Origin of the sequence: Bordetella genomosp. 13 (assembly GCF_007679965.1) — a bacterium.
GTDB lineage: Bacteria > Pseudomonadota > Gammaproteobacteria > Burkholderiales > Burkholderiaceae_B > Bordetella.
The window spans coordinates 176,190-200,465 of sequence record NZ_VEHL01000002.1 but is presented as its reverse complement, the minus strand read 5'-3'; the positions used below and the strand labels follow the sequence as shown (position 1 = coordinate 200,465).

Below are 24,276 nucleotides of genomic sequence, written 5' to 3'. Positions count from 1 at the left end.
GCGGGACTACTATTGGGAAAACGGGCGTCCACGCCCGGCCCTCCATCCCCGAGACAGGATTTACCCATGGCATTGCCCACCCGCGCCAAGATCGTCGAAGTGGCTCCCCGCGACGGCCTGCAGAACGAAAAGACCTTCGTGCCCACCGAGGTGAAGATCGAGCTGATCGACCGGCTGTCCGCAGCGGGCTTCGCCAACGTCGAGGCCGCGTCCTTCGTGTCGCCCAAGTGGGTCCCGCAGATGGCCGACGGCGCCGAGGTCATGGCCGGCATCGCGCGCCGCCTGGGCACGATCTATTCCGTGCTGACGCCCAACATGAAGGGCCTGGAGGGCGCGCTGGCGGCCAAGGCCGACGAAGTGGTGATCTTCGGCGCCGCCAGCGAAGCCTTCTCGCAGAAGAACATCAACTGCTCCATCGCAGAATCCATCGCGCGCTTCGAACCGGTGGCGCAGGCTGCCAAGGCAGCCGGCGTGCGTTTGCGCGGCAGCATCAGCTGCGCGCTGGGCTGCCCCTACCAGGGCGAGGTGCCCATCGAGGCCGTGGTCGACGTGGTGCGGCGCTACATGGCGCTGGGCTGCGACGAGGTCGACGTGGCCGACACCATCGGCGTGGGCACGCCGCGCCGCGTGCGCGAAGTGATGAGCGCCGTCACGCAGGTGATCGACCCGGCGCGCGTCTCGGGCCATTTCCACGACACCTACGGGCAGTCGCTGGCCAACATCCTGGCCTCGCTGGAAGTCGGCATCGGCATCTTCCACGCCTCGGCCTCTGGCCTGGGCGGCTGCCCCTACGCCAAGGGCGCGACCGGCAACGTGGCCACCGAAGACGTGCTGTACATGCTGCGCGGCCTGGACATCGATACCGGCGTGGACTTCGACGCGGTGGTCGACACCGGCCAGTGGATCTCGGCCTACCTGCAACGCGCCGGCGGCAGCCGCGCCGGCAACGCCATCGCCGCCAAGAGAGCCGCCTGACGCCGCGCGGCCGGACCCCGCACACGCGCCAGGGCGGCGCGGTTTTTCGTAGAATGGGCGCGTCCCCGCCCAGCGGCCTTTTTACGCGACGAGGAACCCGCTCCATGACCGACGCGTCATCCGCTCCCACCAACCTGGAGCACGAAGCGCTGCTGAACGAGATCGGCCCGCTTCCGCTGTCGGGCCAGGCGTGGCCCGACTGGGTCCGCATCCTGGCCTGGGTGGTGCTGGCGGTGGTCGGCGTACAGGCCATCAGCGCGGCCATCCGCATGCCGCAGGAACACGCCAACTGGATCATGGCGGGCTTCGTGGCGCTGTGCTTCCTGGCGCTGGGCTTCGTATCGCTGCACATGCAGACGGCCGTCACCACCATCGATGAAACCGGCCTGCACCAGAGCTGGATCCGGCCGCGCCACGTGGCCTGGCACGACATCCATTTCGCGCGTTTCGTGCCCCTGCTGTTCTCGAAGCGCCTGGTGGTGTTCCCGCATCGCGGCCCGCCCGTGGTGTTCCAGGGCGGCACGCGCGAACTGCAGACGGCATTCGAGAAGATCTCGGCGCTGTACCAGGGGCGGGCGCGCCAGTAGCGCTGCCGCCGGCGCCGCGCGGCCCCGTGCGCCGGCCGCTCAGCGGATCGGCAGCGCGTACATCAGGCCGCCGTCCGTCCACTGCCGGTTCAAGCCGCGGGAAATCTTCAGCGGGCTGCCCTGCCCCACGTTGCGCTCGAAGCTCTCGCCATAGTTGCCCACCTGCTTGACGATGTTATAGGCCCACTTGTCGTCCAGGCCCATGTTCTTGCCCGCGCCCGGCGTCGTGCCCAGGATGCGGCGCACATTGGGATTGTCGCCTTTCGCCTGCTCGTCCACGTTGGCCGAGGTGACGCCGTATTCCTCGGCCTCGATCATGGCCGACAGCGACCAGCGCACCACGTTCAGCCAGGCATCGTCGCCCTGGCGCACGAAAGGGCCCAGCGGCTCTTTCGAGATGATCTCGGGCAGCACGACGTAGTCGTCGGGCTTCTGCAGCTTCGAGATGCGGATCGAGGCCAGGCCCGAGGCGTCGGTGCTGAACACGTCGCAGCGACCCGAGGCGAAGGCGTTGACCACGGCGTCGAATGTCTCGATCACCACGGGCTTGTAGGTGACCTTGTTGGCGCGCGCCCAGTCGGCCAGCGTGTTCTCGTTGGACGTGCCCGTCTGCAGGCAGATCGAGGCGCCGTTCAGTTCCTTGGCGCTTTTCACGCCCAGCGACTTGGGCACCAGGAAGCCCTGGCCGTCGTAGAAGTTGATGCCGGCGTGGATGATGCCCAGGCCGGTGTCGCGCTGTTGCGTCACGGTGGTGTTGCGCGTGAGCACGTCGATCTCGCCCGATTGCAGGGCGGTAAAGCGCTGCTGCGAATTCAGCGGCACGATCTTGATCCTGGACGCATCGCCGAACACGGCCGCGGCCACCGCGCGGCACAGGTCCACGTCCAGGCCTTTCCACGTGCCCTTGTCGTCGGGCGCCGAGAATCCGGCGAAGCCGGTGGTGGTGCCGCACACCACGGCGCCACGCTGTTTCACTACGTCCAGCGTGGCCGCCTGCGCGCCCAGGGCGCCCGCCATCAGGGCCGCGCCCAGCAGATACTGTGCCGTTTTCCGGGTCTTCATGTCGCTTCTCCTTCGGCAGGCGGGCCGGATGGCGCCGCCTTCGATGGGAGAAGCTTAGCGACAGCGGGCCGCGCCGCCAAATTTCCCCGGCATCCTTGCTTATATCCGGTTGAGGGCGGCGCGCCGCGGACGGCGTCAGGGCAGCGTGATCGAGGTCGGTTCGCCGGCTTCGCAGGCCTGCATGGCCAGGCCCAGACGCTCGATGCCCAGGGCGATCTGCGCCTCGTTCATGGTGGCGAACGACATGCGCATGGCGTGGCGATCGGCGCCGGCCTCGTTGGCATAGAAGGCCTTGCCGGGCACGTAGACCACTTCCTTCTCGATGGCGTAGGGCAGCAGGCGCGTGGCGTCGATGTCGCCGGTCAGGCGCGCCCAGAAGAACATGCCGCCTTCGGGCTTGATGAATTCGATGTGGCCGGCCATGTCGCGCGACAGCGCGTCGGCCATGGCGTCGCAGCGCTTGCCGTAGGCCTCGCGGATGCGCGGCACGTGCACGGCGTAGCGATCGTTGGCCAGGTACTGGGCCACGATCTCCTGGATCCAGGCCGGGCAGGCCATGTCGTCGGCGGCCTTGGCGGCCACGCAGCGGCGGCGCACGTCGGCGGGCGCGACCAGCCAGCCGATGCGCAGCCCGGGCGCCATGGTCTTGGACATGCTGGAGATATAGACGGCGCGGTTGCGCGCCTCGCCCTCGGCCAGTGCCATGATGGGCGGAATCATCTCGCCGGCGAAGCGCAGCTCGCCGTAGGGATCGTCCTCGACGATCAGGAAGTTGTGCTTGACGGCCAGTTCCAGCAGGCGCACCCGCTGGGCGCGCCCCAGCGTGGCGCCACAGGGATTCGAGAACGAGGCCACCACGCTGACGATCTTGGGCTTGACCCGGCCGGCCAGCTCGTCCAGCGCGTCGACGTCGATGCCCAGCGGGCCCGACGGCACGGTGTGCACGGTGGCGCCGGTATACGAGAACGCGTTCACCGTGTTGGGAAAGGCGGGATTCTCGACGATGGCGCAGTCGCCGTGCTGCAGCATCACGCGCGCGACCAGGGCCATGGCCTGCTGCGATCCGCCGGTGACGGCCAGTTCGGTATCGGCGTCGCATGTGATGCCGCGCTGCGCGGACAGCCGCGCCAGCTCGTTGCGCAGGCTGGCCTGCCCATCGATGTTGGAATACTGCAGGCAGGAACCCAGGCGCGCCAGCACCTGGGTGGACGCCTCGCCCAGCCCCTCGAGGTCGAACAGTTCCTGCGCGGGATAGCCGCCGGCCAGCGAGACGGTGCCCGGGCGCAGCGCGTAGGGCATCAGGGAGCGGATCGGGGGAATGTACTGCTGCTGGAAGGGAGCGGCGAAAGGGTATTGCTGCGCGGCGGCGGACATGGTGGGCGGGAAGGGAAAGGGGGGATGCGCGGGCGCGCCGAAGGGAAAGACGATCTGGATATATGCGAATTCCGGCCGATTCTATGCCTGCCTCCAGGCAGGGTCAACGCGACGGCCGAGATGGGATAATCGGTGCACGAGCCCTCGGGCGTTTCTGGTGGCAGCACATCCATGAGCACCTCTTCCTCGACTTCCATGGCCGGCCGGCTGGCGGCGATCCGCGCGCGCATGGCCGCCGCCTGCGTACGCGCGGGGCGGCCCGCCGACGGCGTGGCGCTGCTGCCCGTCAGCAAGACCTTCGACGCCGAGGCGGTGCGCGAAGCCGCTTCCCTGGGCCTGCGCCGCTTCGGCGAGAACAAGACGCAGGAGATCCGCCAGAAGGCCGGCCCGCTGGCCGACCTGGGCCTGCAGTGGGTGATGATCGGCCACCTGCAGACCAACAAGGCCAAGGACGCCGCGCGCGATGCCTTCGAGGTGCAGTCGCTGGACCGCCTGGAGCTGGCGGAGGCCTTGCAGCGGCGGCTGGAGCAGGAAGATCGCACGCTCGACGTGCTGGTGCAGGTCAAGACCTCGCCCGAACCCAGCAAGTTCGGCCTGGCGCCGGAGGAGCTGCCGTCCCTGCTGCGCACCGTGGCGCGAGACTGCCCCGCCCTGCGCGTGCAGGGGCTGATGACGCTGGCGGTGAATTCCGACGATCCCAAGGCGGTGCGTGCCTGTTTCGCGCGGCTGCGCGAGTTGCGCGACCAGCTGCGCGGCGAAGGCATCGACGGCGTGTCGCTGGACCGGCTGTCGATGGGCATGAGCGGCGATTTCGAGCTGGCCATCGAGGAAGGCTCCACCGAGATCCGCATCGGCAGCGCGCTGTTCGGCGCGCGGGACTATGGCGTGTAGTCGTTACCGGAGGCACGCGGCGCATAATAGCCGCCTGCGCGAGACGGCCGATGCCGTCCGCCATGACGATCCATCATCCATCCCGCACGAGGAGACACCCCATGCGCATTCTTGCGAGGCGCCTGCTGGCGCTTGCCGCCCTGTCGTTCGCCGCTGCCGCCGGCGCGCAGCAGTGGCCCACCCAACCGATCCGCTGGATCGTGCCCTACCCGGCCGGCGGCGGCGCCGACGTAGTGGCGCGCGCGGTGGCCAGCGGCATGGAGAAGCCGCTGGGCCAGACCATCGTGGTCGAGAACCGGCCCGGCGCGGCCACCATCGTGGGCGCCACGGCCATTGCCGGCGCCGAACCCAACGGCTACATGATCGGCACGGCCGACACGGGCACGCTGGCCTTCAACCCGTCGCTGTACGCCAAGCTGGCTTACGACCCGACCCGATTCACCTACATCGGCGGCATCGCGCGCTTTCCGCTGTTGCTGGCGGTACGCGCCGACTCGCCCTTCAAGTCGGTGGACGACGTGCTGCAGTCCGCGCGCAAGACGCCGGGCAAGCTGACCGCGGCGTCGGCGGGCTCGGGTTCGCCGCATCACCTGGCACTGGAGCTGTTCAAGCAGCGTGCCGGCGTGGACGTGCTGCACGTGCCCTACAAGGGCGCCGCGCCCGCGATCCAGGACCTGCTGGGCGGACAGGTGGACATGATGTTCATCGACCTGGCCGCCGGCCTGCCCAACGTGAAGGCGGGCAAGCTGCGCGTGCTGGCCTCGGCCACGCCCGAGCGCGTGTCGGCGCTGCCGGACGCGCCCACCATGGCGCAAGCCGGGGTGGCAGACTTCACGGCCTACGCGTGGCAGGGACTGGTCGGCCCCGCGGGCCTGCCGGACAACGTGGTGCAGAAGCTGTCCGCGCAGCTGGAAGCCACGATGAAATCGCCCGAGATCGCGCAGAAGCTGGCCGACATGGGCGTGCAGCCGATGCCGATGGGTCCGAAGGACTTCGCGCGCTATGCCGCCGAGGAACGCGACACGTGGGCGCAGGTGATCAAGAAGGCCGGCATCAGGCTGGAGTGACCCAAGCATGGGCCTGCCCCGCGCCGGCCCGCCGATGAGCAAAGGCGCCTGGGCACGTCGTGCACCAGGCGCCTTGCTTTACGAAGCCGGGGATTGCGCCAGCCAGCCCTGCGGCGGTCCGGACAGGCCGCCTCAGTGCTTCATGCCGCCCATGTCGTGGCCACCCATGGCGTGGCCGCCCGCGCCGGGGCTGTAGGACAGCGGCTTCACCGTGAACTTCACGGCCACGTCGCCGGCCTTCTCGAAGGTCAGCGTGGCGGGCACGTCCTTGCCCTCGGCGAAGGCGCCCTTCACCTTCAGGAACATCACGTGGTAGCCGCCGGGCGCGAACTTCAGTTCGCCGCCGGCCGGCACTTCGACACCGCCATCGACAGCACGCATGCGGGCCACGCCATTCTCGGTGACGACGTTGTGCAGTTCGACGCGCTCGGCGGCGTCCGAGCGCACCGACACCAGGCGGTCGGCCGTCTTGCCTTCGTTCTCGATCTCGAAGTAGCCCGCGCCGTTGGGCTGGCCCGGGGCGGTGGCGCGCACCCACAGGTCGTCGACCTCGATCTGGCCGGCCTTGTAGCTGTCGGCCCAGGCGGTGGCGGCGCACATGCTCAGGGCAGCGGCCAGGGCAAGATTACGGATCGTCATGATGGAAGTCTCCGGTAGGTGTCGGGCCCGGCGCGCGGCGCGGGCGGATTCAGCGCCGCCGGACCAGCACGCGGGCGGCCGCCAGGACCGCGTCGGTCAAGGCGTTCATCGCCTGCGAGTTTACCCGCCAATGCTGCCAGTACAGCGGCACGTCTTCCCAGGCGCGCGCCCGCAGCGGCACCAGCGTGCCGGCCTCGATCTCCTGTCGCACCAGCATCAGGGGGTTCATGGTCCAGCCCAGCCCGCCCAGCGTGGCCTGCACGAAGGCGCGCGTCGACGGCAGCCACCACACCGGCGGCCGCCACGGCGTGCCGCGCATGATGCGCCGCGCGAACCGCGCCTGCAGCGCATCCTTGCGGTTGAACACCAGCACGGGAGCTTGCGCCAATGTGCGCGCGCTGACCCCTTGCGCGAAGTGCCGCGCATGGAATTCGGGCGTGCAGGTCGCCACGTAACGCATGCTGCCCAGTGCATGGATGCGGCAACCCTGCACGGCCTCGGACAGCGTGGTGACCGCGCCCAGCACCGAGCCGTTGCGCAGCAGCGCGGCGGTGTGGTCCTGGTCTTCGGACTGCAAGTCCAGCGTGGCGTTGGCATGGGCCGAGAAGCGGATGGCCGCCTGGACGAACCAGGTCTCCAGGCTGTCGTGGTTGACCGCCACCGGAATGCTGGCGCGCGGGGCCTCGGTCCCCACGCCCAGGCGACCCAGCGCATCGTGCTCCAGCAGCGCGGTCTGCTCGGCCAGGTGGACCAGGACCTCGCCATCGCGCGTGGCGCGCGCAGGCACGGTGCGCTGCACCAGCAACCGGCCCATGCGGTCCTCCAGCGTCTTGATGCGCTGGGAGACCGCCGATGGCGTGACGTGCAGCGCCGCCGCGGCGCGTTCGAAGCTGCCTTCGCGCACCACCGCGGCCAGCGCGCGCAGGTTGGCATGATCGATCTGCATTGGATTAGGAATACTTAATTTGCTTTAAGGAAATTAGCTGTATTTCACCATGCCCGGCACGCCAGAATGCGGATTCATACAGGGCGGCGCATGCCGCGCCGCCCGCACAGCCGCCGCAGAAGCCGAGTCCCGCATGCCGTTCACCGCCGCCCTTTCCCCCCTGTTCAGCGCCTGGCTCAGTGGCACCGCCACCGGCCTGGGCCTGTTCGCCGTGGTGGGCGCCCAAAGCGCCTACATCCTGCGGCAGGGCCTGATGCGCGCCCACCTGGGCAGCATCCTGGCGGTCTGCGCGCTGCTGGACGCGCTGTTCATCTTCGGCAGCGTGCTGGGCCTGCAGGTGATGACGGCGGCCGCGCCGTGGCTGACCGAGGCCATGATGGTGGGCGGCGTGGTTTTCCTGGCCTGGTACGCGCTGCAGTCGGCACGCCGGGCGTTGCGGAGGGGCGACGGGCTGCACGCGGCCGGCCAGGGCGCCATCACGCTGCGCGCGGCGCTGCTGGGCGCGCTGGGCTTCACGCTGGTCAATCCGCACTTCTGGCTGGACATCGTGCTGGTGGGCACGCTGGCCCACAGCTTCGGCGAAGCCCGCCTGGCGTTCGCCGGCGGGGCGCTCACCGCCAGCGCCCTTTGGCTGGCGGTGCTGGGCCTGGGCGCCCGGCTGTGCGCGCCGTTGCTGGGCAGCCCTCGCGCCTGGCGCGTGTTGGACGGCGCGATCGCGCTGGTCATGGCCTGCCTGGCCATCCGGCTTGCGTTGGCATCCTAGGGCGATTGCACCTTCTTTGCCACGCAACGCCGGGCATCGATGCCCGGCGTTGCGCTTTTCATCCATTCGGGTGAGATGGTCAGACCAAAGCGTAGGTGTTTACGCGGAAGCTGTACAAATGTTCAGGTGGCAGTCAGGGATATGGCAGAGAGTTACGCCATCACGGTGAGCCGACGCGTCGTCCATGCAACGCGATGTCCTCGCCGGCAGCGGTTTTGCAGTGCCATCGATACAAGTACCAAAACGGAGACATAGATGGATTTTCGCTTGAAGCTGCTTGCAGGAACCCTGGCCCTCACCCTTTGCGCCGCCGCCCAGGCAGCCGACAACATCAAGATCGGCGTGACCGGCCCCTTCACGGGCGGTTCCTCGTCGATGGGTGTCAGCATGCGCGACGGCGTGCGCCTGGCCATCGAGGAGATCAACAAGAACGGCGGCGTGCTCGGGCGCCAGCTCCAGGCCGTCGAACGCGATGACGAGGCCAAGAACGAACGCAGCGTGCAGATCGCCCAGGAACTGATCAACAAGGAACAGGTCGCCGCCACCGTCGGCTTCATCAACACGGGCGTGGCGCTGGCCTCGCAGCGCTTCTACCAGGACGCCAAGATCCCGGTGTTCAACAACGTGGCCACGGGCAGCGTCATCACGCACCAGTTCAATCCGCCCGAGTTCAAGGACAACTACGTCTTCCGCAACGCCGCGCACGACAGCCTGCAGGCACCGATGATCGTGGAAGAGGCGGTCACCAAGCGCGGCTTCAAGAAGGTCGCCATCCTGGCCGACTCCACCAACTACGGCCAGCTGGGCCGCGAAGACCTGGAAAAGGCGCTGGCCGCCAAGGGCGTCAAGCCCGTGGCCGTCGAGAAATTCAACATCAAGGACGTCGACATGACGGCCCAGCTGTTGAAGTCGAAGGAAGCGGGCGCCGAAGCCGTGCTGACCTACGGCATCGGCCCCGAACTGGCGCAGATCGCCAACGGCATGGCCAAGCTGGGCTGGAAGGTGCCGATCATCGGCAGCTGGACGCTGTCCATGGCCAACTACATCGACAACTCTGGCGCCAACGGCGAAGGCGCGATCATGCCGCAGACCTTCATCCAGGATCCGGACACGCCCAAGCGCAAGGCCTTCATCGACGCCTACCTGGCCAAGTTCAAGCCGAAGAACAACCGCATCGACTCGCCGGTGTCGGCCTCGCAGGCCTACGATTCGATCTACCTGCTGGCCGCGGCCTTCAAGCAGGCCAACTCGACCGACGGCGTGAAGGTGCGCGAGGCGCTCGAGAACCTGCAGACGCCGTACGACGGCGTCGTGATGACCTACGACAAGCCGTTCAACCACGACAACCATGACGCCATCTCCGCCAAGAACGTGGTGATGGGCGAGGTCAAGGGCGGCCGCGTGGTCAGGGCGCAGTAACTTCCGCAGCGCACCGCGCGGGCCGGCCGGGCATTGCCCTGGCCGGCCCGCGCGGTGTTCGGACCAGCACGTTTCCTGTTTTTCCTTCTCCTGGGGATGGGGGAAGGATGCCTTCATCCGCGGGTATTCGATGATTCTTCTACAGCTTATCTACAGCGGCATCGCGCTGGGCATGATCTACGCCGTCATCGCATTCGGCTACCAGCTGACTTTCGCGACGTCGGGCACGCTGAACTTCGGCCAGGGCGAGTCCCTGATGCTGGGCGCGCTGGTCGGCCTGACACTGGTCGGCCTCGGCGTGAACTACTGGGTGATGATTCCCATCGTGTGCGTCTTCGGCCTGCTGCAGGGCGCGCTGGTCGAGCGCGTGGGCGTGCGCCCCGCCATCAAGACGCGTTCGGAATTCGGGTGGATCATGGCCACCATCGCGCTGGGCATCATCTTCCGCAACGTGGCGGAGAACGTCTGGGGCCGCGACGACCTGCGCTTTCCCTCTCCCCTGCCCGAAGCCCCGATGAAGGTGCTGGGCGCGAACGTGCTGCCCATGGAACTGCTGGTGGTGTTCGGCGCGCTGGCCATGATGCTGCTGGTCGAAGTCTTCAACCGCAAGTCCATCCACGGCAAGGCCTTCGTGGCCACCGCCGCCGACCGCGACGCGGCCGGCCTGATGGGCATCAACACCGGCATGGTCATCACCTTCTCGTACGCGCTGTCGTCGCTGACCGCCGCCTTCGCGGGCGTGCTGGTGGCGCCGCTGACCCTGACCGGCGCCACCATGGGCGCGGTGCTGGGCCTGAAGGCCTTCGCGGTCGCCATCATCGGCGGCCTGTCCAGCGGCATGGGCGTGGTCGTGGGCGGCCTGATCCTGGGCATCGCAGAGACCACCACCGGCTTCTACCTGTCAACAGGCTACAAGGACGTGCCCGGCCTGGTGCTGCTGCTGCTGGTGCTGACCGTCAAACCCGCCGGGCTGTTCGGCAAGACCGCGATCAAGAAGGTGTAATCGATGAAGTCCCTGCGCATATTCCTCGCCATCGCGGGCGTGCTGTGCCTGGCGGCCATTCCCCTGGGCGTGACCAACACGTATTACCTGCACCTGATCGAGACCATCATGATCTATTCCATCCTGCTGTTCGGGCTGGACATCGTGGTGGGCTACACGGGGCAGGTCTCGCTGGGCCATGCGGGCCTGTTCGGCATCGGCTCGTACGTGGCCGGCGTGCTGTTCTTCCACCTGCAGATGCCCATCTGGCTGACGCTGCCCGCGGCCATCGCCATCGCCGCGGTGTTCGGCGCGGTGCTGGCACTGCCCGCGCTGCGCGTCATCGGGCCCTACCTGGCCATGGTGACGCTGGCCTTCGGCACCATCATCCAGATCCTGATCAACGAGATGGACTTCCTGACCGAAGGCCCGCTGGGCATCAAGATCTCCAAGCCCATGTTCGGCGCGCACATGCTGGACAAGCGCGAGTACTTCTGGCTCGTGGCCGCCCTGCTGGTGCTGTCGCTGATCGTGGCGCACCGCGTGCTGCGCTCGCACCTGGGCCGCTCCTTCGAAGCCCTGCGCGACAGCCCGATCGCATCGGATTGCATGGGCGTGTCGGTGTACCGCTACAAGGTGTATGCCTTCGTGGTCAGCGCGGGCTTCGCGGGCCTGTCGGGCGCGCTGTATTCGTATTCCGAGCAGTACATCTCGCCCAACACCTACAACTTCGAGCTGACCATCCTGTTCCTGCTGGCCATCATCATGGGCGGGCGCAAGACGCGCACCGGGGCCATCCTCGGCGCAGCCATCATCGTGCTGCTGCCCAAGATGCTGGACGACGTGGGCACCTTCCGCACCATCGCGCTGACGGTGGCCGTGCTGGTCGCGCTGGGATCGGCGCTGGCCGTGGCGCGCGGCCGGGCCACCGCGCAACGGTTGGCGATACCCGTGGTCGGCACCATCCTGCTGGCGATCTTCGCGTTCTGGCTGGAGTCGGTCACCGACTGGCGCCTGACCATCTTCGGCGTGATGATCCTGTTCGTCGTGTACTACCTGCCGGACGGCATCGTGGGCTTCGTGCGCAACCAGCTGTTCTCGGCGCGCCGCAAGGCCCTGTCGGTGCAGGCGGACGCGGCGCGCGCCACCGACGCGGTGCCCTTCACCACCGCCGGCACCGCGGGCGAGGAACTGCTGGCCGCCCGCGGCGTGCTGATGCAGTTCGGCGGCCTGAAGGCGCTGAACCAGGTCGACCTGGTGGTCAGGCGCGGCACCATCCACGGGCTGATCGGCCCCAACGGCTCGGGCAAGAGCACGATGATGAACGTGCTGACCGGCATCTACGTGCCCACCGCGGGCAGCGTGGAGTTCGGCGGGCGTTCGCTGGTGGGCCTGCAGCCGGCCGATATCGCCTCGGCCGGCGTGGGCCGCACGTTCCAGAACGTGCAGCTGTTCAGCGAGATGACCGCGCTGGAGAACGTGCTGGTGGGCCTGCACCACAGCTTCAGCACCGGCCTGCCCGGCGTGGCGCTGCGCACCGGCAAGTGGCATCGCGAGGAACGCGACGGCCGCGCGCGGGCGCAGGCGCTGCTGGAGTTCGTGGGCCTGGGCGAACTGGCGGCCGAAGAGGCGCGCAACCTGCCCTACGGCAAGCAGCGCCTGCTGGAGATCGCCCGCGCGCTGGCGCTGAACCCGCAACTGCTGCTGCTGGACGAACCCGCCGCGGGCCTGACCGCGCCGGACATCGCCGAGCTGCTGACCATCATCCGCAAGGTGCGCGACCACGGCATCACGCTGATCCTGATCGAGCACCACATGGACGTGGTGATGGGCGTGTGCGACACGGTGTCGGTGCTGGACTTCGGCCAGAAGATCGCCGAGGGGCTGCCTGGCGAGGTGCAGGCCAATCCCAAGGTCATCGAAGCGTATCTGGGCGGCCAGCCCGCCTGATCCGGAGAACTACACAATGCTGTCCATCAAGAATCTGGAAGCGGGCTACGGCAAGGTCAAGGTGCTGCACGGCGTCAGTATGGACGTGCCTCGCGCCAAGGTAGTGACGCTGATCGGCTCGAACGGCGCGGGCAAGACCACCACGATGCGCGCGCTGTCGGGCATGATCAAGCCGACTGCGGGCGAGATCACGCTGGATGCCAAGCGCATCGACGGCCTGGATTCGCACCGCATCGCGCGCCTGGGACTGGCGCATTCGCCGGAAGGCCGGCGCGTGTTCCCCACGCTGTCGGTCACCGACAACCTGCTGCTGGGCGCGTATCCGCGCCTGACCGGCAAGCGCCCGCGCGGCGACGTGCAGGCCGACCTGGAGCGCGCGCTGGAACTGTTCACGCGCCTGAAAGAGCGGCGCAACCAGCTGGCCGGCACGCTGTCGGGCGGCGAGCAGCAGATGCTGGCCATGGCCCGCGCCGTGATGCTGAACCCTGAGCTGGTGCTGCTGGACGAGCCATCCATGGGCCTGGCGCCCATCCTGGTGGAAGAAGTGTTCCGCATCATCGGCCGCCTGAAGGAACAGGGGGTGACCATGCTGCTGGTGGAGCAGTTCGCGGCGGCGGCGCTGAACGTGGCGGATTATGGGTACGTGCTGGAGAACGGCCGCATATCCGTGCACGGGCCGGCGGAAAAGCTGAAGCATGATCCGGCGGTGGTGGCGGCGTATCTGGGTGGGGGGCATTGAAGGGCGGCGGCGCGGCGTTTACGACGCGGGGCTTTTTTTGTCCAATTGAACGGGCCCGGACAAGTAATAAGCTGAGCGACATCGATCGACTTGCTGCACCGCAAAGAGCCCGCGCATGAATTTACCCTTTCTTGAGGCAAACGCCTGCCCAGAAAATAGGAATGGTTCCCGGTTGTCCACGCCAGGAAGTATGTAGTAATGTTTATACATATCAACCCCGGCCGCCTGCCCGCGGTGCTGCCCATGCCCATCACCACCCTAACCAGCCGCGAGTTCAACCAGGACACCGGCCGCGCAAAAAAAGCCGCAGCCGATGGCCCGGTCTTCATCACGGACCGCGGCAAACCGGCACACGTGCTGCTGAGCATGAAAGACTATCAACGGCTTACCGGCGGCCGTCGGAAGATCGCGGATGCACTGGCAATGCCCGAAGTCGCTGACATCGAGTTCGACCCACCGCGCATCAACATCGGCATACGGCCCGCGGATTTCTCATGATGTACCTGCTCGATACCAACGTCGTATCCGAACTGCGCAAGATCAGTTCGGGCAAGGCAGACCCTTGCGTCGCGAAGTGGGCCGAAAGCGTCGACGCGAACAGCCTTTATCTGTCCGCGCTCACGGTGCTCGAGCTGGAGGTAGGCGTGCTTCAGCTGGAACGCAAGGACGCCAGGCAAGGGGCCTTGCTGCGAGCCTGGCTGGAAGGCCGCGTCCTGCCCGAGTTCGCGGCACGCGTGCTTCCTGTCGATACCGTCGTTGCACAACGCTGCGCGCGGATGCACGTTCCCGATCCCGGAGCCGAAGCCGGTGCGTTGATCGCTGCAACGGCGCTGGTGCACGGCATGACCGTCGTCACGCGGAATGTGGCCGACTTCGAATCGACGGGCGCAACGCTCTTCAATCCGTGGAAGTAGCGTACGCCAGACATTTGCCTCAAACCACCGCCGCATCCCGCAACGCATCCGACCCGTAGCGCTTCAAACCGTCCAGGTCTCGCACGCGCACCGCACCGTATTCCACGGTCAGCAAGCCCGCTTCCTCGAGCTTGCGCAGCGCCTGGTTCACGCGCTGGCGCGACACGCGCGCGAGGTACCCGACCTCTTCCTGCGTGATCGCCAGGCGCATGCCCATGCCGGGATAGAGCAAGGGGTTGAACAACTCGGCCAGGCAGCGCGCCACGCGCGCGTCGGGATCGAGCAGGCGATCGTATTCGGCCTTGCCGATGAACTGCGCGACGCGCTCGTTCAACTGGTGCAGCAGGTAGCGGTTGAACGGAATGCTGGTGTCCAGCAGCCAGTCGAAGGTGGCGGCGGGCAGGCGCGCGACCACGGAATCGCGCAAGGCCACCACGTCGTACTTGCGCACCTCGCGCTTGAGCAACGAGCCCTCGCCGATCCAGCCGCCCGCGGGCACGCCGGTCAACGACGCGACCTTGCCGTCAGAGTTGCCCACCGACACGCGCACCAGCCCGGCCAGCACGCCGATCCACACCAGCGCGGGATCGCCCTTGCGTTCGATGATGGCGCCGGCCTGCACCTGCTGCACCGCCACGTCGCGTTCGACGCGCGCCTGCTGGTCCGCGTCCAGGACGCGGAACCAGGCGGCGGCCAGCTGCAGGGAGTCGGCGATCTGCATGGGGAATTACCCTTGATTGTCGTCGAATGTCGCGATAACGACAGTTGAGTGCTGCGTAACCTTATACCTTAAGTCCTGCCGTAAATCTAAAAACGAACTGGGCCGCACCCATCGTTCCGCCACGCTTGCGGACGACGGGCGCCATGCACCGGAGGAGACAACGTGGCACATCCAACGCCCGCGGCGGTGCCGGCGGCGGCGCAGACGTTTCCCGCGCTGCTGCAGGAACACGCCCGCGTCCGCGGCGCGCGTCCCGCCATCCGCGAGAAGGATCTCGGGATCTGGCAGACGCTGAGCTGGAGCGACGTGGCGCATCACGCCCGCCTGGTGGCCAATGGGCTCGCCCATCTGGGCATCGGCCCCGGCATGCACGTGGCCGTGATCGGCGAGAACCGGCCGCGCCTGTACGTGGCGATGATGGCCGCGCAGGCGCTGGGCGCCATTCCCGTGCCGCTGTACCAGGACGCCGTGGCGCAGGAGATGGTGTATGTGCTGCAGGACGCCGAGATCAGCGTGGCGGTGGTCGAGGACCAGGAGCAGGTCGACAAGATGCTCGAGGTGCGTGAGCAGTGCCCCGCGCTAGCGCACGTGGTGTACGACGACCCGCGTGGCCTGCGCCATTATTCCGATGCCATGCTGTGCGCGTACGAGAGGCTGGAGCAACTGGGCGAGGCCTACGCCGCGCAGCATCCCGATCACTTCGAACGGGCGGCCGCGGCCGTGCAGCCCCACGACCCCGCCGCCATGTTCTACACCTCGGGCACCACGGGCCGCCCCAAGGGCGTGGTGCTGACGCACCATGCGCTGATCGACCGCGCCCGCGCCGTGGCCGAGATGGAGCGCCTGACCGACCAGGAAGACGTGCTGGCCTACCTGCCGCCGGCGTGGATCGGCCAGAACATGTTCTCGTACACCCAGCTGCTGGTGTCGGGCTTCACGGTGAACCATCCCGAGTCGCCCGAGACGGTGTCGATCGACATGCGCGACATCGGTCCCACCTATTACTTCGCGCCGCCGCGCGTGCTGGAAGGCCTGCTGACGCACGTCACCATCCGCATGGAAGACGCCGGCTATCTCAAGCGCAAGCTGTATCACGCGGCCATGGGGCTGGCGCGGCGCGTGGGCACGCGCATCCTGGACGGCCAGCCCGTGGGCGCCTGGGACCGCCTGTGCTACCTGCTGGGCGACGTCACCGTGTACGGCCCGCTGCGCAACGCGCTGGGCATGAGCCGCGTACGCGTGGCCTATACCGCCGGCGAGGCCATCGGACCGGACCTGTTCGTGTTCTACCGGTCCATCGGCATCAACCTGAAGCAGCTGTACGGCTCGACCGAGACTTCGGTGTTCGTGTGCGTGCAGGCCGACGGCCAGGTGCGCGACGACACCGTGGGCCCGCCCGTGGACGGCGTGCAGATCCGCGTGTCCGACAGCGGCGAGATACTGGTCAAGAGCCCCGGGCTGTTCAAGGAGTACTACCGCAATCCCGAGGCCACGCGCGAGGCGCGCGACGCCGAAGGCTGGTTCCATACCGGCGACGCGGGCTACCTGGACGGCGATGGACAACTGAAGATCATCGACCGCGCCAAGGATGTGGGCAAGCTGGCCGGCGGCAGCCTGTTCGCGCCCAAGTACATCGAGAACAAGCTGAAGTTCTTTCCTTACATCAAGGAAGCGGTGGCCTTCGGCGCGGGGCGCGCCGAGGCATGCGCCTTCATCAACATCGACCTGGAAGCCGTGGGCAACTGGGCGGAACGGCGCGGCCTGCCCTACGCGGGCTACACCGACCTGGCGGGCAAGGACGCCGTATACGAGTTGATCCGCGATTGCGTGGAGCAGGTCAACGCCGACCTGGCGGGCGACGCGCGGCTGGCCGCCTCGCAGGTGGCGCGCTTCCTGATCCTGCACAAGGAGCTTGACCCGGACGACGACGAACTGACGCGCACGCGCAAGGTGCGGCGCGCCTTCATCGCGCAGAAGTACGCGGTGCTGGTGGACGCGCTGTACGACGGGCGCCAGAACCAGTTCATCGAGACGGAGGTGAAGTACGAGGACGGCCGCACGGGCCGCATCTCGGCGGACCTGCGCATCTGCTCCGTGAAGACCTTTCCCGCCATCACGGCAAAGGCGGCATGAAGTGATGACTCCCCCCTACGCGCTGACGCGCGCCCCCCAGGGGGCGACGCGGGCGGCCGGGCAAAGCCGGATCCGCCGCGTCCCCGATCGGGCCGCATCCATTCCAGGTGCAGCGTGTGCTGCTTGGCGGCATGAGGCAACGACATGAGCGACAGACAACACGCGCAGCGCATCGGCGACGTCATGCTGGACATGCAGAACATCTCGCTGTCCTTCGGCGGCGTGAAGGCGCTGACCGACATCTCGTTCAACGTACGCGAGCACGAGATCCGCGCCATCATCGGCCCGAACGGCGCCGGCAAGAGCTCGATGCTCAACGTCATCAACGGCGTCTACACGCCGCAGAAGGGCGGCATCATGCTGCGCGGCGAGCGCTTCTCGCGCATGAACCCGCGCCGCGCGGCCGTGATGGGCATCGCGCGCACGTTCCAGAACCTGGCACTGTTCAAGGGCATGAGCGTGCTGGACAACATCATGACCGGCCGCAACCTGCGCATGAAATGCGGCCTGCTGGCGCAGGCGCTGCGCTGGGGCCCGGCCGAGCGCGAGGAGATCGCGCACCGCGAGTTCGTCGAGAACATCATCGACTTCCTCGAGATCCAGGCCTATCGCAAGACGCCCGTGGGCCGCCTGCCCTATGGCCTGCAGAAGCGCGTGGACCTGGGCCGCGCGCTGGCCATGGAGCCGCGCCTGCTGCTGTTGGACGAGCCGATGGCCGGCATGAACATCGAGGAGAAGCAGGACATGAGCCGCTTCATCCTGGACGTGAACGACGAGTTCGGCACGACCATCGTGCTGATCGAGCACGACATGGGCGTGGTCATGGACATCTCCGACCGGGTGGTGGTCCTGGACTACGGCAAGAAGATCGGCGACGGCACGCCCGACGAGGTGCGCGCCGATCCGGACGTGATCCGCGCCTACCTGGGCGTGGGCGGCGATGCCGCGCTGGCGCACTGAGCACAAGGAACGACGATGGGATTTTTCCTGGAAACCCTGTTCGGCGGGCTGATGAGCGGCATGCTGTACGCGCTGATCGGCCTGGGCTTCGTGCTGATCTTCAAGGCCTCGGGCGTCTTCAATTTCGCGCAGGGCGCGATGGTGCTGGTGGCGGCGCTGTCGATGGCGCGCTTCTCCGAATGGATCCCGCGCTGGCTGGGCTTCGAGAACATGCTGGTGGCCAACATCCTGGCCTTCATCGTCAGCGCGGCCATCATGTTCCTGCTGGCGATGGCGGTGGAGCGCTTCGTGCTGCGCCACCTGGTGAACCAGGAGGCCACCACGCTGCTGATGGCCACGCTGGGCATCAGCTACTTCCTGGACGGCCTGGGGCAGATCGCCTTCGGCAGCTCGGTGTATTCGATCGACGTGGGCATGCCGAAGGACCCGGCGGTGATCCTGGAGGGCATGTTCGAGGGCGGCCTGCTGATCAACCTGGAGGACCTGACGGCGGCCCTGGTGGCCGCGCTGCTGGTGGCCACGCTGGCGCTGTTCTTCCAGTACACGTCCACGGGCCGCGCGCTGCGCGCCGTGGCCGACGACCACCAGGCGGCGCAGTCCATCGGCATTCCGCTGAACCGCATCTGGGTGATCGTGTGGAGCGTGGCCGGCCTGGTCGCGCTGGTGGCGGGCATCGTGTGGGGCTCGAAGTTCGGCGTGCAGTTCACGCTGTCGACCGCGGCGCTGCGCGCGCTTCCGGTGGTGATCCTGGGCGGGCTGACGTCGGTGCCGGGCGCCATCATCGGCGGCCTGATCATCGGCGTGGGCGAGAAGCTGTCCGAAGTCTACCTGGGCTCGCTGGTGGGCGGCGGCATCGAGATCTGGTTCGCGTACGTGCTGGCGCTGGTGTTCCTGCTGTTCCGCCCGCAGGGGCTGTTCGGCGAGAAGATCATCGACCGGATCTGAGGATAAAGACATGTTCTATCGCGAAAACGGCCAGTTCAAGACCAGCTACCGCGCCGACCAGCAGATCTTCCCGATCCGCCAGGACCGCATCTTCATCGCGCTGCTGCTGGCGGTGGCCTTCGTGGCCATTCCCCTGCTGGCCAGCGACTATTTCCTGCGCGCCATCCTGATTCCCTTCCTGATCCTGTCGCTGGCTGCGGTGGGCCTGAACGTGCTGGTGGGCTATTGCGGGCAGATCTCGCTGGGCACGGGCGCCTTCATGGCCGTGGGCGCGTATGCGGCCTGGAATGTAGGCGTGCGGCTGCCCGGCGCACCGCTGGTGCTGCAGATCCTGGTAGGCGGCTGCTTCGCCACGCTGGTGGGCGTGATCTTCGGCATCCCCAGCCTGCGCATCCGCGGCCTGTACCTGGCGGTGGCCACGCTGGCGGCGCAGTTCTTCGTGGACTGGGCCTTCCTGCGCATCCCGTTCTTCACGAACTATTCCTCGTCGGGCAGCGTATCGGTGCCCGCGCTGACCGCCTTCGGACTGCCCGTGCAGACGGCGATGCAGAAGTACCTGTTCGTGCTGGGCTTCGTGGCGGTGTTCACGCTGCTGGCCAAGAACCTGGTGCGCGGCGCGATCGGCCGGCAGTGGATGGCGATCCGCGACATGGACGTGGCCGCGGCGGTGATCGGCATCCGGCCGATGTACGCGAAGCTGTCGGCGTTCGCGGTCAGCTCGTTCATCGTGGGGGTGGCCGGCGCGCTGTGGGGCTACATCCACCTGGGGTCGTGGGAGCCGCTGGCGTTCGACCTGGCGCGCTCGTTCCAGCTGCTGTTCATGGTGATCATCGGCGGGCTGGGATCGATCCTGGGCAGCTTCTTCGGGGCGGCGTTCATCGTGCTGGTACCGGTGGCGCTGACCAACATTCCGCACATGCTGGGGTTGCCATTGTCGGTGGATACGGCGGCGCACGTGGAGCATATGGTGTTCGGGGCGTTGATCGTGTTCTTCCTGATCGCGGAGCCGCATGGGTTGGCCAGGTTGTGGAGCATCGGGAAGGAGAAATTGCGGATATGGCCGTTTCCGCATTGATTGCTTTGGAGGGGTTGTTTGGGTTCTTGAGGAGTCAGTCGGCAACCCGAGGCCTCGCCGGCCAAGTCGTCGGGCTCGGGCGCGCCATCAGGCGCCCTCGGCCGCTGCGCGGCTTCCCCTTCTCCAATTGGCCGTCGAGGCCTCGGGTTGCCGACTGACTCATGAATCGCAGGGCCCGACATCGTGTTGGCCGATGTCGGGGGGTGAGAGAGAAAACAGGCGTTCTTGGCGTGGGGATGGCGGCAGAGCGAGAACGCTTTTTTTGGGGCAAGGATGTTAAGGGTGTTGATGGAGATGCTTGAGCATCGCTGCGTCTGGAATGGGCCGTGACGGCCAATTGGAGGAGGGGTAGTCCCCGCAGGGGACCGAGGGCGCCTGGTGGCGCGCCCGAGCCCGACGACCTGGCCGGCGCGGCCCATTCCAGACGCAGCGATGCGGCTCAAGGTCAAATCAACGCATTCAGAGATGTACGTGCAGTCAGCTGAACCAGTCTGAAAAAACGAAGCAAACCCGGCATGCAGACCGGACAAACGGAGACAACGACTATGAAGCGCCTGAATCTGAAATCCGCCGCGGCCGCGCTGGCCGTTCTGGGCTCGTTGGCGGCCGCCGCGCCGGCCGCCGCCGATGAGCAGTTCATTCCGCTGCTGGTGTATCGCACCGGATCGTTCGCCCCGCTGGGCATTCCGTGGGCCGACGGCAAGCTGGATTACCTGAAGCTGGTGAATGCCCGGGATGGCGGCGTCAACGGGGTGAAGCTGACGTATGAGGAGTGCGAGACCGCGTATGCGACCGATCGTGGCGTCGAGTGCTATGAGCGGCTGAAGGGACGGGGCACCGGGGCCGCAGGGTTCGATTCGCAGTCGACCGGCATCACCTTCGCGGTCAGCGACAAGGCGATGGTCGACAAGATCCCCGTGGAGACCGTGGGCTACGGGCTGTCGCAGTCCACCGACGGCAGCGTGTTCGAGTGGAACTTCCCGCTGCTGGGCACGTACTGGACCGCGGCCGACGTCATGATCCAGGACATCGCCAAGAAAGAAGGCGGCATGGACAAGCTCAAGGGCAAGAAGATCGCCCTGGTCTACCACGACTCGCCGTACGGCAAGGAACCGATTCCGCTGCTGCAGAAGCGCGCGGCCGCGGCCGGCTTCGAGCTGCTGCTCTATCCCGTGACCGCACCGGGCGTCGAGCAGAAGTCGACCTGGCTGCAGGTGCGCCAGCAGCGGCCCGCGTACGTGCTGCTGTGGAGCGCCGGCATCATGACGCCGACCGCCATCCGCGAAGCGCAGGCCAGCGGGTATCCGCGCGACAAGATGTACGCCATCTGGTGGGCGGGTTCCGAAGGCGACGTGAAGGACCTGGGCCAGGTCGCCAAGGGCTACAACACCGTCACCATCCACAACAGCGCCACGGCCAACGGCAAGGTGCACGCCGACCTGAAGAAATTCGTCTACGACAAGGGCCAGGGCAGCGACAGCAGCGCCAAGAACACGCTGGGCACCATCGCGCACACGCGCGGCATGATGATCTCGATGCTTCAGGTCGAGGCCATCCGTACCGCGCAGGAGAAGTACGGCAAGGGCAAGGCGCTGACGCCCGAGCAGGTGCGCTGGGGCTTCGAGAACCTGAACCTGACACAGGAGCGGCTGAACGAACTGGGCTTCGGCGAGATCATGCGGCCGGTCAAGACCAGCTGCGCCGACCACACCGGCGGCGACTGGGCGCGCATCGCGCAGTGGGACGGGGCCAAGTTCGAGGTGAAGTCCGACTGGTACCAGGCCGACAGGAACGTGGTCGGCCCGCTGGTGAAGGAAATGGCGGCCAAGTACGCCAAGGAGAAGAACATCACCCCGCGCAACTGCGCCGGCTGATGATCGCGGCCGCCGCCGGCCGGTGCCGGCGGCGGGCCACAACCCCACAGGAATCGCGATGGACACCCTACCCGCTTCCGGCGTCGCGCCCGTGCCGGCCGCCGACAAGGTGCTGCTGGACGTCAACGGCATCGAGGTCATCTACAACCACGTCATCCTGGTGTTGAAAGGCGTGTCGCTTCAGGTGCCCGAGGGCCGCATCGTGGCGCTGCTGGGCGCCAACGGCGCGGGCAAGACCACCACGCTGCGCGCGGTGTCGAACCTGCTGAAGGGCGAACGCGGCGACGTCACCAAGGGCCACATCCGCTATCGCGATGAGCGCATCGAGCGGCTGTCGCCGGCCGAACTGGTGCGGCGCGGCGTCGTACAGGTGATGGAAGGCCGGCACTGCTTCGCGCACCTGACGGTGGAAGAGAACCTGCTGACTGGCGCGTACACGCGCCACGGCCGCGGCGAGGTGGCGGCCTCGCTGGACAAGGTGTACCAGTATTTTCCGCGCCTGAAGCAGCGACGCGCCAGCCAGGCCGGCTACACCTCGGGCGGCGAGCAGCAGATGACGGCCATCGGCCGCGCGCTGATGGCCAGCCCCAACATGATCCTGCTGGACGAGCCCTCGATGGGGCTGGCGCCGCAGATCGTGGAAGAGATCTTCGAGATCGTGCGCGACCTGAACCAGCGCGAACGCGTCAGCTTCCTGCTGGCCGAACAGAACACCAACATCGCGCTGCGCTATGCCGACTACGGCTACATCCTGGAGAACGGCCGCGTGATGATGGACGGCGCGGCCGGCGACCTGGCGCGCAACGAGGACGTCAAGGAGTTCTACCTGGGCATCGCCAGCGGCGAACGCAAGAGTTTCCGCGACCAGAAGTTCTATCGCCGCCGCAAACGCTGGCTGGCCTGAATCCTGATTCCCACATCGGCGCATCCGCATCGCATAAAGGCGCTCACATGTCCGACTACTTCGACACCCTGGAAACCCGCGACCCCGCCGAGCGCGAGCGCGGCCTGATGGCGGCCTTGCCGCAGGCGCTGCAGCGCGCGGCCGCGGGCGCCCCGGCCATCGGGCTGCAACTGCAGGGCATCGACCTGCGCGGCGTGGCCAGCCGGGGCGACCTGGCACGGCTGCCCGTGCTGCGCAAGCACGAGTTGCTGGAGACCCAGCAGCACAGCCGCGCGGGCAATGCGCCGGCCGGACCTGCCAAGGCTTTCGGCGGCTTCTCGGCCATCGGTTGGGGACAGGCCATGCGCGCCTTTGCCTCGCCCGGCCCCATCTACGAACCCGAAAGCGCGCGGCCCGACTACTGGCGCTTCGCGCGCGCGCTGTACGCGGCGGGGTTTCGCTCGGGCCAGCTGGCCTACAACTGCTTCTCGTACCATTTCACGCCAGCGGGCTCGATGATGGAAACCGCCGCGCACGCCATCGGCTGCACGGTGTTTCCGGGCGGCACGGGGCAGACGGAGCAGCAGGTGCGCGCCATCGCCGACCTGGCGCCGCACGGCTACGTGGGCACGCCCAGCTTCCTGAAGATCATTCTTGAAAAGGCCGACGAGATGGGCGTGGCCCTGCCCTCGCTGCGCCACGCACTGGTGTCGGGCGAGGCCTTCCCGCCGTCGCTGCGCGATTGGCTGCTGGCGCGCGGCGTGGCCGGCTACCAGGCCTATGGCAGCGCGGACCTGGGCATGATCGCCTTCGAGACGCCGGCGCGCGACGGCCTGGTGCTGGGCGAGGAACTGATACTGGAGATCGTGCGGCCGGGCACCGGCGAGCCCGTGCCCGAGGGCGAGGTGGGCGAGGTCGTCATCACCACCTTCAATCCGGACTATCCGCTGGTGCGCTTCGGGACCGGCGATCTGTCGGCGGTGATGCCCGGGCTGTCGCCCTGCGGCCGCACCAATACGCGCATCCGCGGCTGGATGGGACGCGCGGACCAGACCACCAAGGTGCGCGGGCTGTTCGTGCACCCGTCACAGGTAGCCGAGGTGGCCGCGCGCCATCCCGGCATCGGCCGTGCCCGGCTGGTGATCAGCGGCAAGGTGGGCAGCGACACCATGACACTGAAGATAGAGCACGGCGCCGGCACGCCCGACCTGGCCGCCCGCATCGCGCAGACGGTGCGCGAGGTGACCAAGCTGCGAGCCGAGGTGGAATGGGTCGCGCCGCAGTCGCTGCCCAATGACGGGAAGGTGATCGATGACGTGCGGTCGTATGACTGAGCGCGCCCGTCGGCCTGGCGGCTGGCGGGCCGGCATCGGCACG

At 67.5% G+C, this 24,276-nt stretch carries 23 protein-coding genes; 18 read left to right on the top strand and 5 right to left on the bottom strand.

Annotated features, from left to right (window positions below):
• The first annotated feature begins 66 nt into the window (after positions 1-66).
• Both FS845_RS06765 and FS845_RS06760 read left to right on the top strand, forming a co-directional pair.
• Positions 67-975, top strand: coding sequence for a hydroxymethylglutaryl-CoA lyase (locus FS845_RS06765; RefSeq protein WP_144631733.1), 909 nt, complete (start codon positions 67-69; stop codon positions 973-975).
• 104 nt (positions 976-1,079) lie between these two features.
• Complete coding sequence (locus tag FS845_RS06760) at positions 1,080-1,562, top strand: hypothetical protein (protein ID WP_144631730.1); 483 nt, start codon at positions 1,080-1,082, stop codon at positions 1,560-1,562.
• A 39-nt stretch (positions 1,563-1,601) separates the two neighbouring features.
• On the opposite strand, the gene FS845_RS06755 is transcribed toward FS845_RS06760, so the two are convergent.
• Together FS845_RS06755 and FS845_RS06750 are read right to left on the bottom strand one after the other, a co-directional pair.
• On the bottom strand, positions 1,602-2,624 hold the full coding sequence (locus FS845_RS06755) for an amino acid ABC transporter substrate-binding protein (RefSeq protein WP_144631727.1): 1,023 nt from the start codon (positions 2,622-2,624) through the stop codon (positions 1,602-1,604).
• Positions 2,625-2,759: 135 nt separating this feature from the next.
• Positions 2,760-3,998, bottom strand: coding sequence for a PLP-dependent aminotransferase family protein (locus tag FS845_RS06750; RefSeq protein ID WP_144631725.1), 1,239 nt, complete (start codon positions 3,996-3,998; stop codon positions 2,760-2,762).
• 171 nt (positions 3,999-4,169) lie between these two features.
• On the opposite strand from FS845_RS06750, the gene FS845_RS06745 reads away from it, so the two are divergent.
• Together FS845_RS06745 and FS845_RS06740 are read left to right on the top strand one after the other, a co-directional pair.
• Entirely contained in the window at positions 4,170-4,889 is a 720-nt protein-coding gene (locus FS845_RS06745; RefSeq protein WP_144631722.1) for a YggS family pyridoxal phosphate-dependent enzyme, read from the top strand.
• Between the two features lie 101 nt (positions 4,890-4,990).
• Complete coding sequence (locus FS845_RS06740) at positions 4,991-5,956, top strand: Bug family tripartite tricarboxylate transporter substrate binding protein (protein ID WP_144631719.1); 966 nt, start codon at positions 4,991-4,993, stop codon at positions 5,954-5,956.
• 132 nt (positions 5,957-6,088) lie between these two features.
• On the opposite strand, the gene FS845_RS06735 is transcribed toward FS845_RS06740, so the two are convergent.
• Both FS845_RS06735 and FS845_RS06730 read right to left on the bottom strand, forming a co-directional pair.
• A complete protein-coding gene (locus tag FS845_RS06735) occupies positions 6,089-6,595 on the bottom strand; it encodes a copper chaperone PCu(A)C (protein ID WP_144631716.1) in 507 nt (168 codons plus the stop codon).
• Between the two features lie 49 nt (positions 6,596-6,644).
• A complete protein-coding gene (locus tag FS845_RS06730; protein WP_144631713.1) occupies positions 6,645-7,541 on the bottom strand; it encodes a LysR family transcriptional regulator ArgP in 897 nt (298 codons plus the stop codon).
• A 133-nt stretch (positions 7,542-7,674) separates the two neighbouring features.
• Between FS845_RS06730 and FS845_RS06725 the strand changes: the two genes are divergently transcribed.
• The 7 genes from FS845_RS06725 (at position 7,675) to FS845_RS06695 (ending at position 14,308) form a co-directional block, all read left to right on the top strand.
• Positions 7,675-8,304 carry a LysE/ArgO family amino acid transporter gene (locus tag FS845_RS06725; RefSeq protein ID WP_144631710.1) on the top strand — a complete coding sequence of 210 codons (630 nt, stop codon included), beginning with the start codon at positions 7,675-7,677 and terminating at the stop codon, positions 8,302-8,304.
• A gap of 255 nt (positions 8,305-8,559) precedes the next feature.
• Entirely contained in the window at positions 8,560-9,723 is a 1,164-nt protein-coding gene (locus tag FS845_RS06720; RefSeq protein ID WP_144631707.1) for an ABC transporter substrate-binding protein, read from the top strand.
• Positions 9,724-9,853: 130 nt separating this feature from the next.
• Positions 9,854-10,726 (top strand): branched-chain amino acid ABC transporter permease, encoded by an 873-nt coding sequence (locus tag FS845_RS06715; RefSeq protein ID WP_144631703.1) that lies wholly within the window; start codon positions 9,854-9,856, stop codon positions 10,724-10,726.
• Positions 10,727-10,729: 3 nt separating this feature from the next.
• Positions 10,730-12,655: an ABC transporter permease subunit gene (locus FS845_RS06710; protein WP_144631700.1), complete on the top strand. Its 1,926-nt coding sequence runs from the start codon at positions 10,730-10,732 to the stop codon at positions 12,653-12,655.
• A gap of 16 nt (positions 12,656-12,671) precedes the next feature.
• The gene (locus FS845_RS06705) at positions 12,672-13,394 is read left to right on the top strand and encodes an ABC transporter ATP-binding protein (protein ID WP_144631697.1); all 723 of its coding nucleotides are present in this window, start codon (positions 12,672-12,674) and stop codon (positions 13,392-13,394) included.
• Positions 13,395-13,637: 243 nt separating this feature from the next.
• Positions 13,638-13,892 (top strand): type II toxin-antitoxin system Phd/YefM family antitoxin, encoded by a 255-nt coding sequence (locus FS845_RS06700; protein WP_144631694.1) that lies wholly within the window; start codon positions 13,638-13,640, stop codon positions 13,890-13,892.
• The gene (locus FS845_RS06695) at positions 13,889-14,308 is read left to right on the top strand and encodes a type II toxin-antitoxin system VapC family toxin (RefSeq protein WP_186332189.1); all 420 of its coding nucleotides are present in this window, start codon (positions 13,889-13,891) and stop codon (positions 14,306-14,308) included. The genes FS845_RS06700 and FS845_RS06695 overlap by 4 nt, the downstream gene beginning before the upstream one ends.
• A gap of 19 nt (positions 14,309-14,327) precedes the next feature.
• On the opposite strand, the gene FS845_RS06690 is transcribed toward FS845_RS06695, so the two are convergent.
• Positions 14,328-15,029 (bottom strand): Crp/Fnr family transcriptional regulator, encoded by a 702-nt coding sequence (locus FS845_RS06690; RefSeq protein WP_144631691.1) that lies wholly within the window; start codon positions 15,027-15,029, stop codon positions 14,328-14,330.
• Between the two features lie 162 nt (positions 15,030-15,191).
• On the opposite strand from FS845_RS06690, the gene FS845_RS06685 reads away from it, so the two are divergent.
• The 7 genes from FS845_RS06685 (at position 15,192) to FS845_RS06655 (ending at position 24,233) form a co-directional block, all read left to right on the top strand.
• Positions 15,192-17,162, top strand: coding sequence for an AMP-dependent synthetase/ligase (locus tag FS845_RS06685; protein ID WP_144631688.1), 1,971 nt, complete (start codon positions 15,192-15,194; stop codon positions 17,160-17,162).
• Between the two features lie 144 nt (positions 17,163-17,306).
• Entirely contained in the window at positions 17,307-18,122 is an 816-nt protein-coding gene (locus FS845_RS06680) for an ABC transporter ATP-binding protein (protein ID WP_144631685.1), read from the top strand.
• Between the two features lie 15 nt (positions 18,123-18,137).
• A complete protein-coding gene (locus FS845_RS06675) occupies positions 18,138-19,067 on the top strand; it encodes a branched-chain amino acid ABC transporter permease (RefSeq protein WP_144631682.1) in 930 nt (309 codons plus the stop codon).
• Between the two features lie 10 nt (positions 19,068-19,077).
• Positions 19,078-20,142: a branched-chain amino acid ABC transporter permease gene (locus tag FS845_RS06670; protein ID WP_144631679.1), complete on the top strand. Its 1,065-nt coding sequence runs from the start codon at positions 19,078-19,080 to the stop codon at positions 20,140-20,142.
• 545 nt (positions 20,143-20,687) lie between these two features.
• Positions 20,688-22,016 (top strand): ABC transporter substrate-binding protein, encoded by a 1,329-nt coding sequence (locus FS845_RS06665; RefSeq protein WP_144631676.1) that lies wholly within the window; start codon positions 20,688-20,690, stop codon positions 22,014-22,016.
• Between the two features lie 58 nt (positions 22,017-22,074).
• The gene (locus FS845_RS06660; protein ID WP_144631673.1) at positions 22,075-22,920 is read left to right on the top strand and encodes an ABC transporter ATP-binding protein; all 846 of its coding nucleotides are present in this window, start codon (positions 22,075-22,077) and stop codon (positions 22,918-22,920) included.
• A gap of 47 nt (positions 22,921-22,967) precedes the next feature.
• A complete protein-coding gene (locus FS845_RS06655; protein ID WP_144631669.1) occupies positions 22,968-24,233 on the top strand; it encodes a phenylacetate--CoA ligase family protein in 1,266 nt (421 codons plus the stop codon).
• The last annotated feature ends 43 nt before the right edge of the window (positions 24,234-24,276 follow it).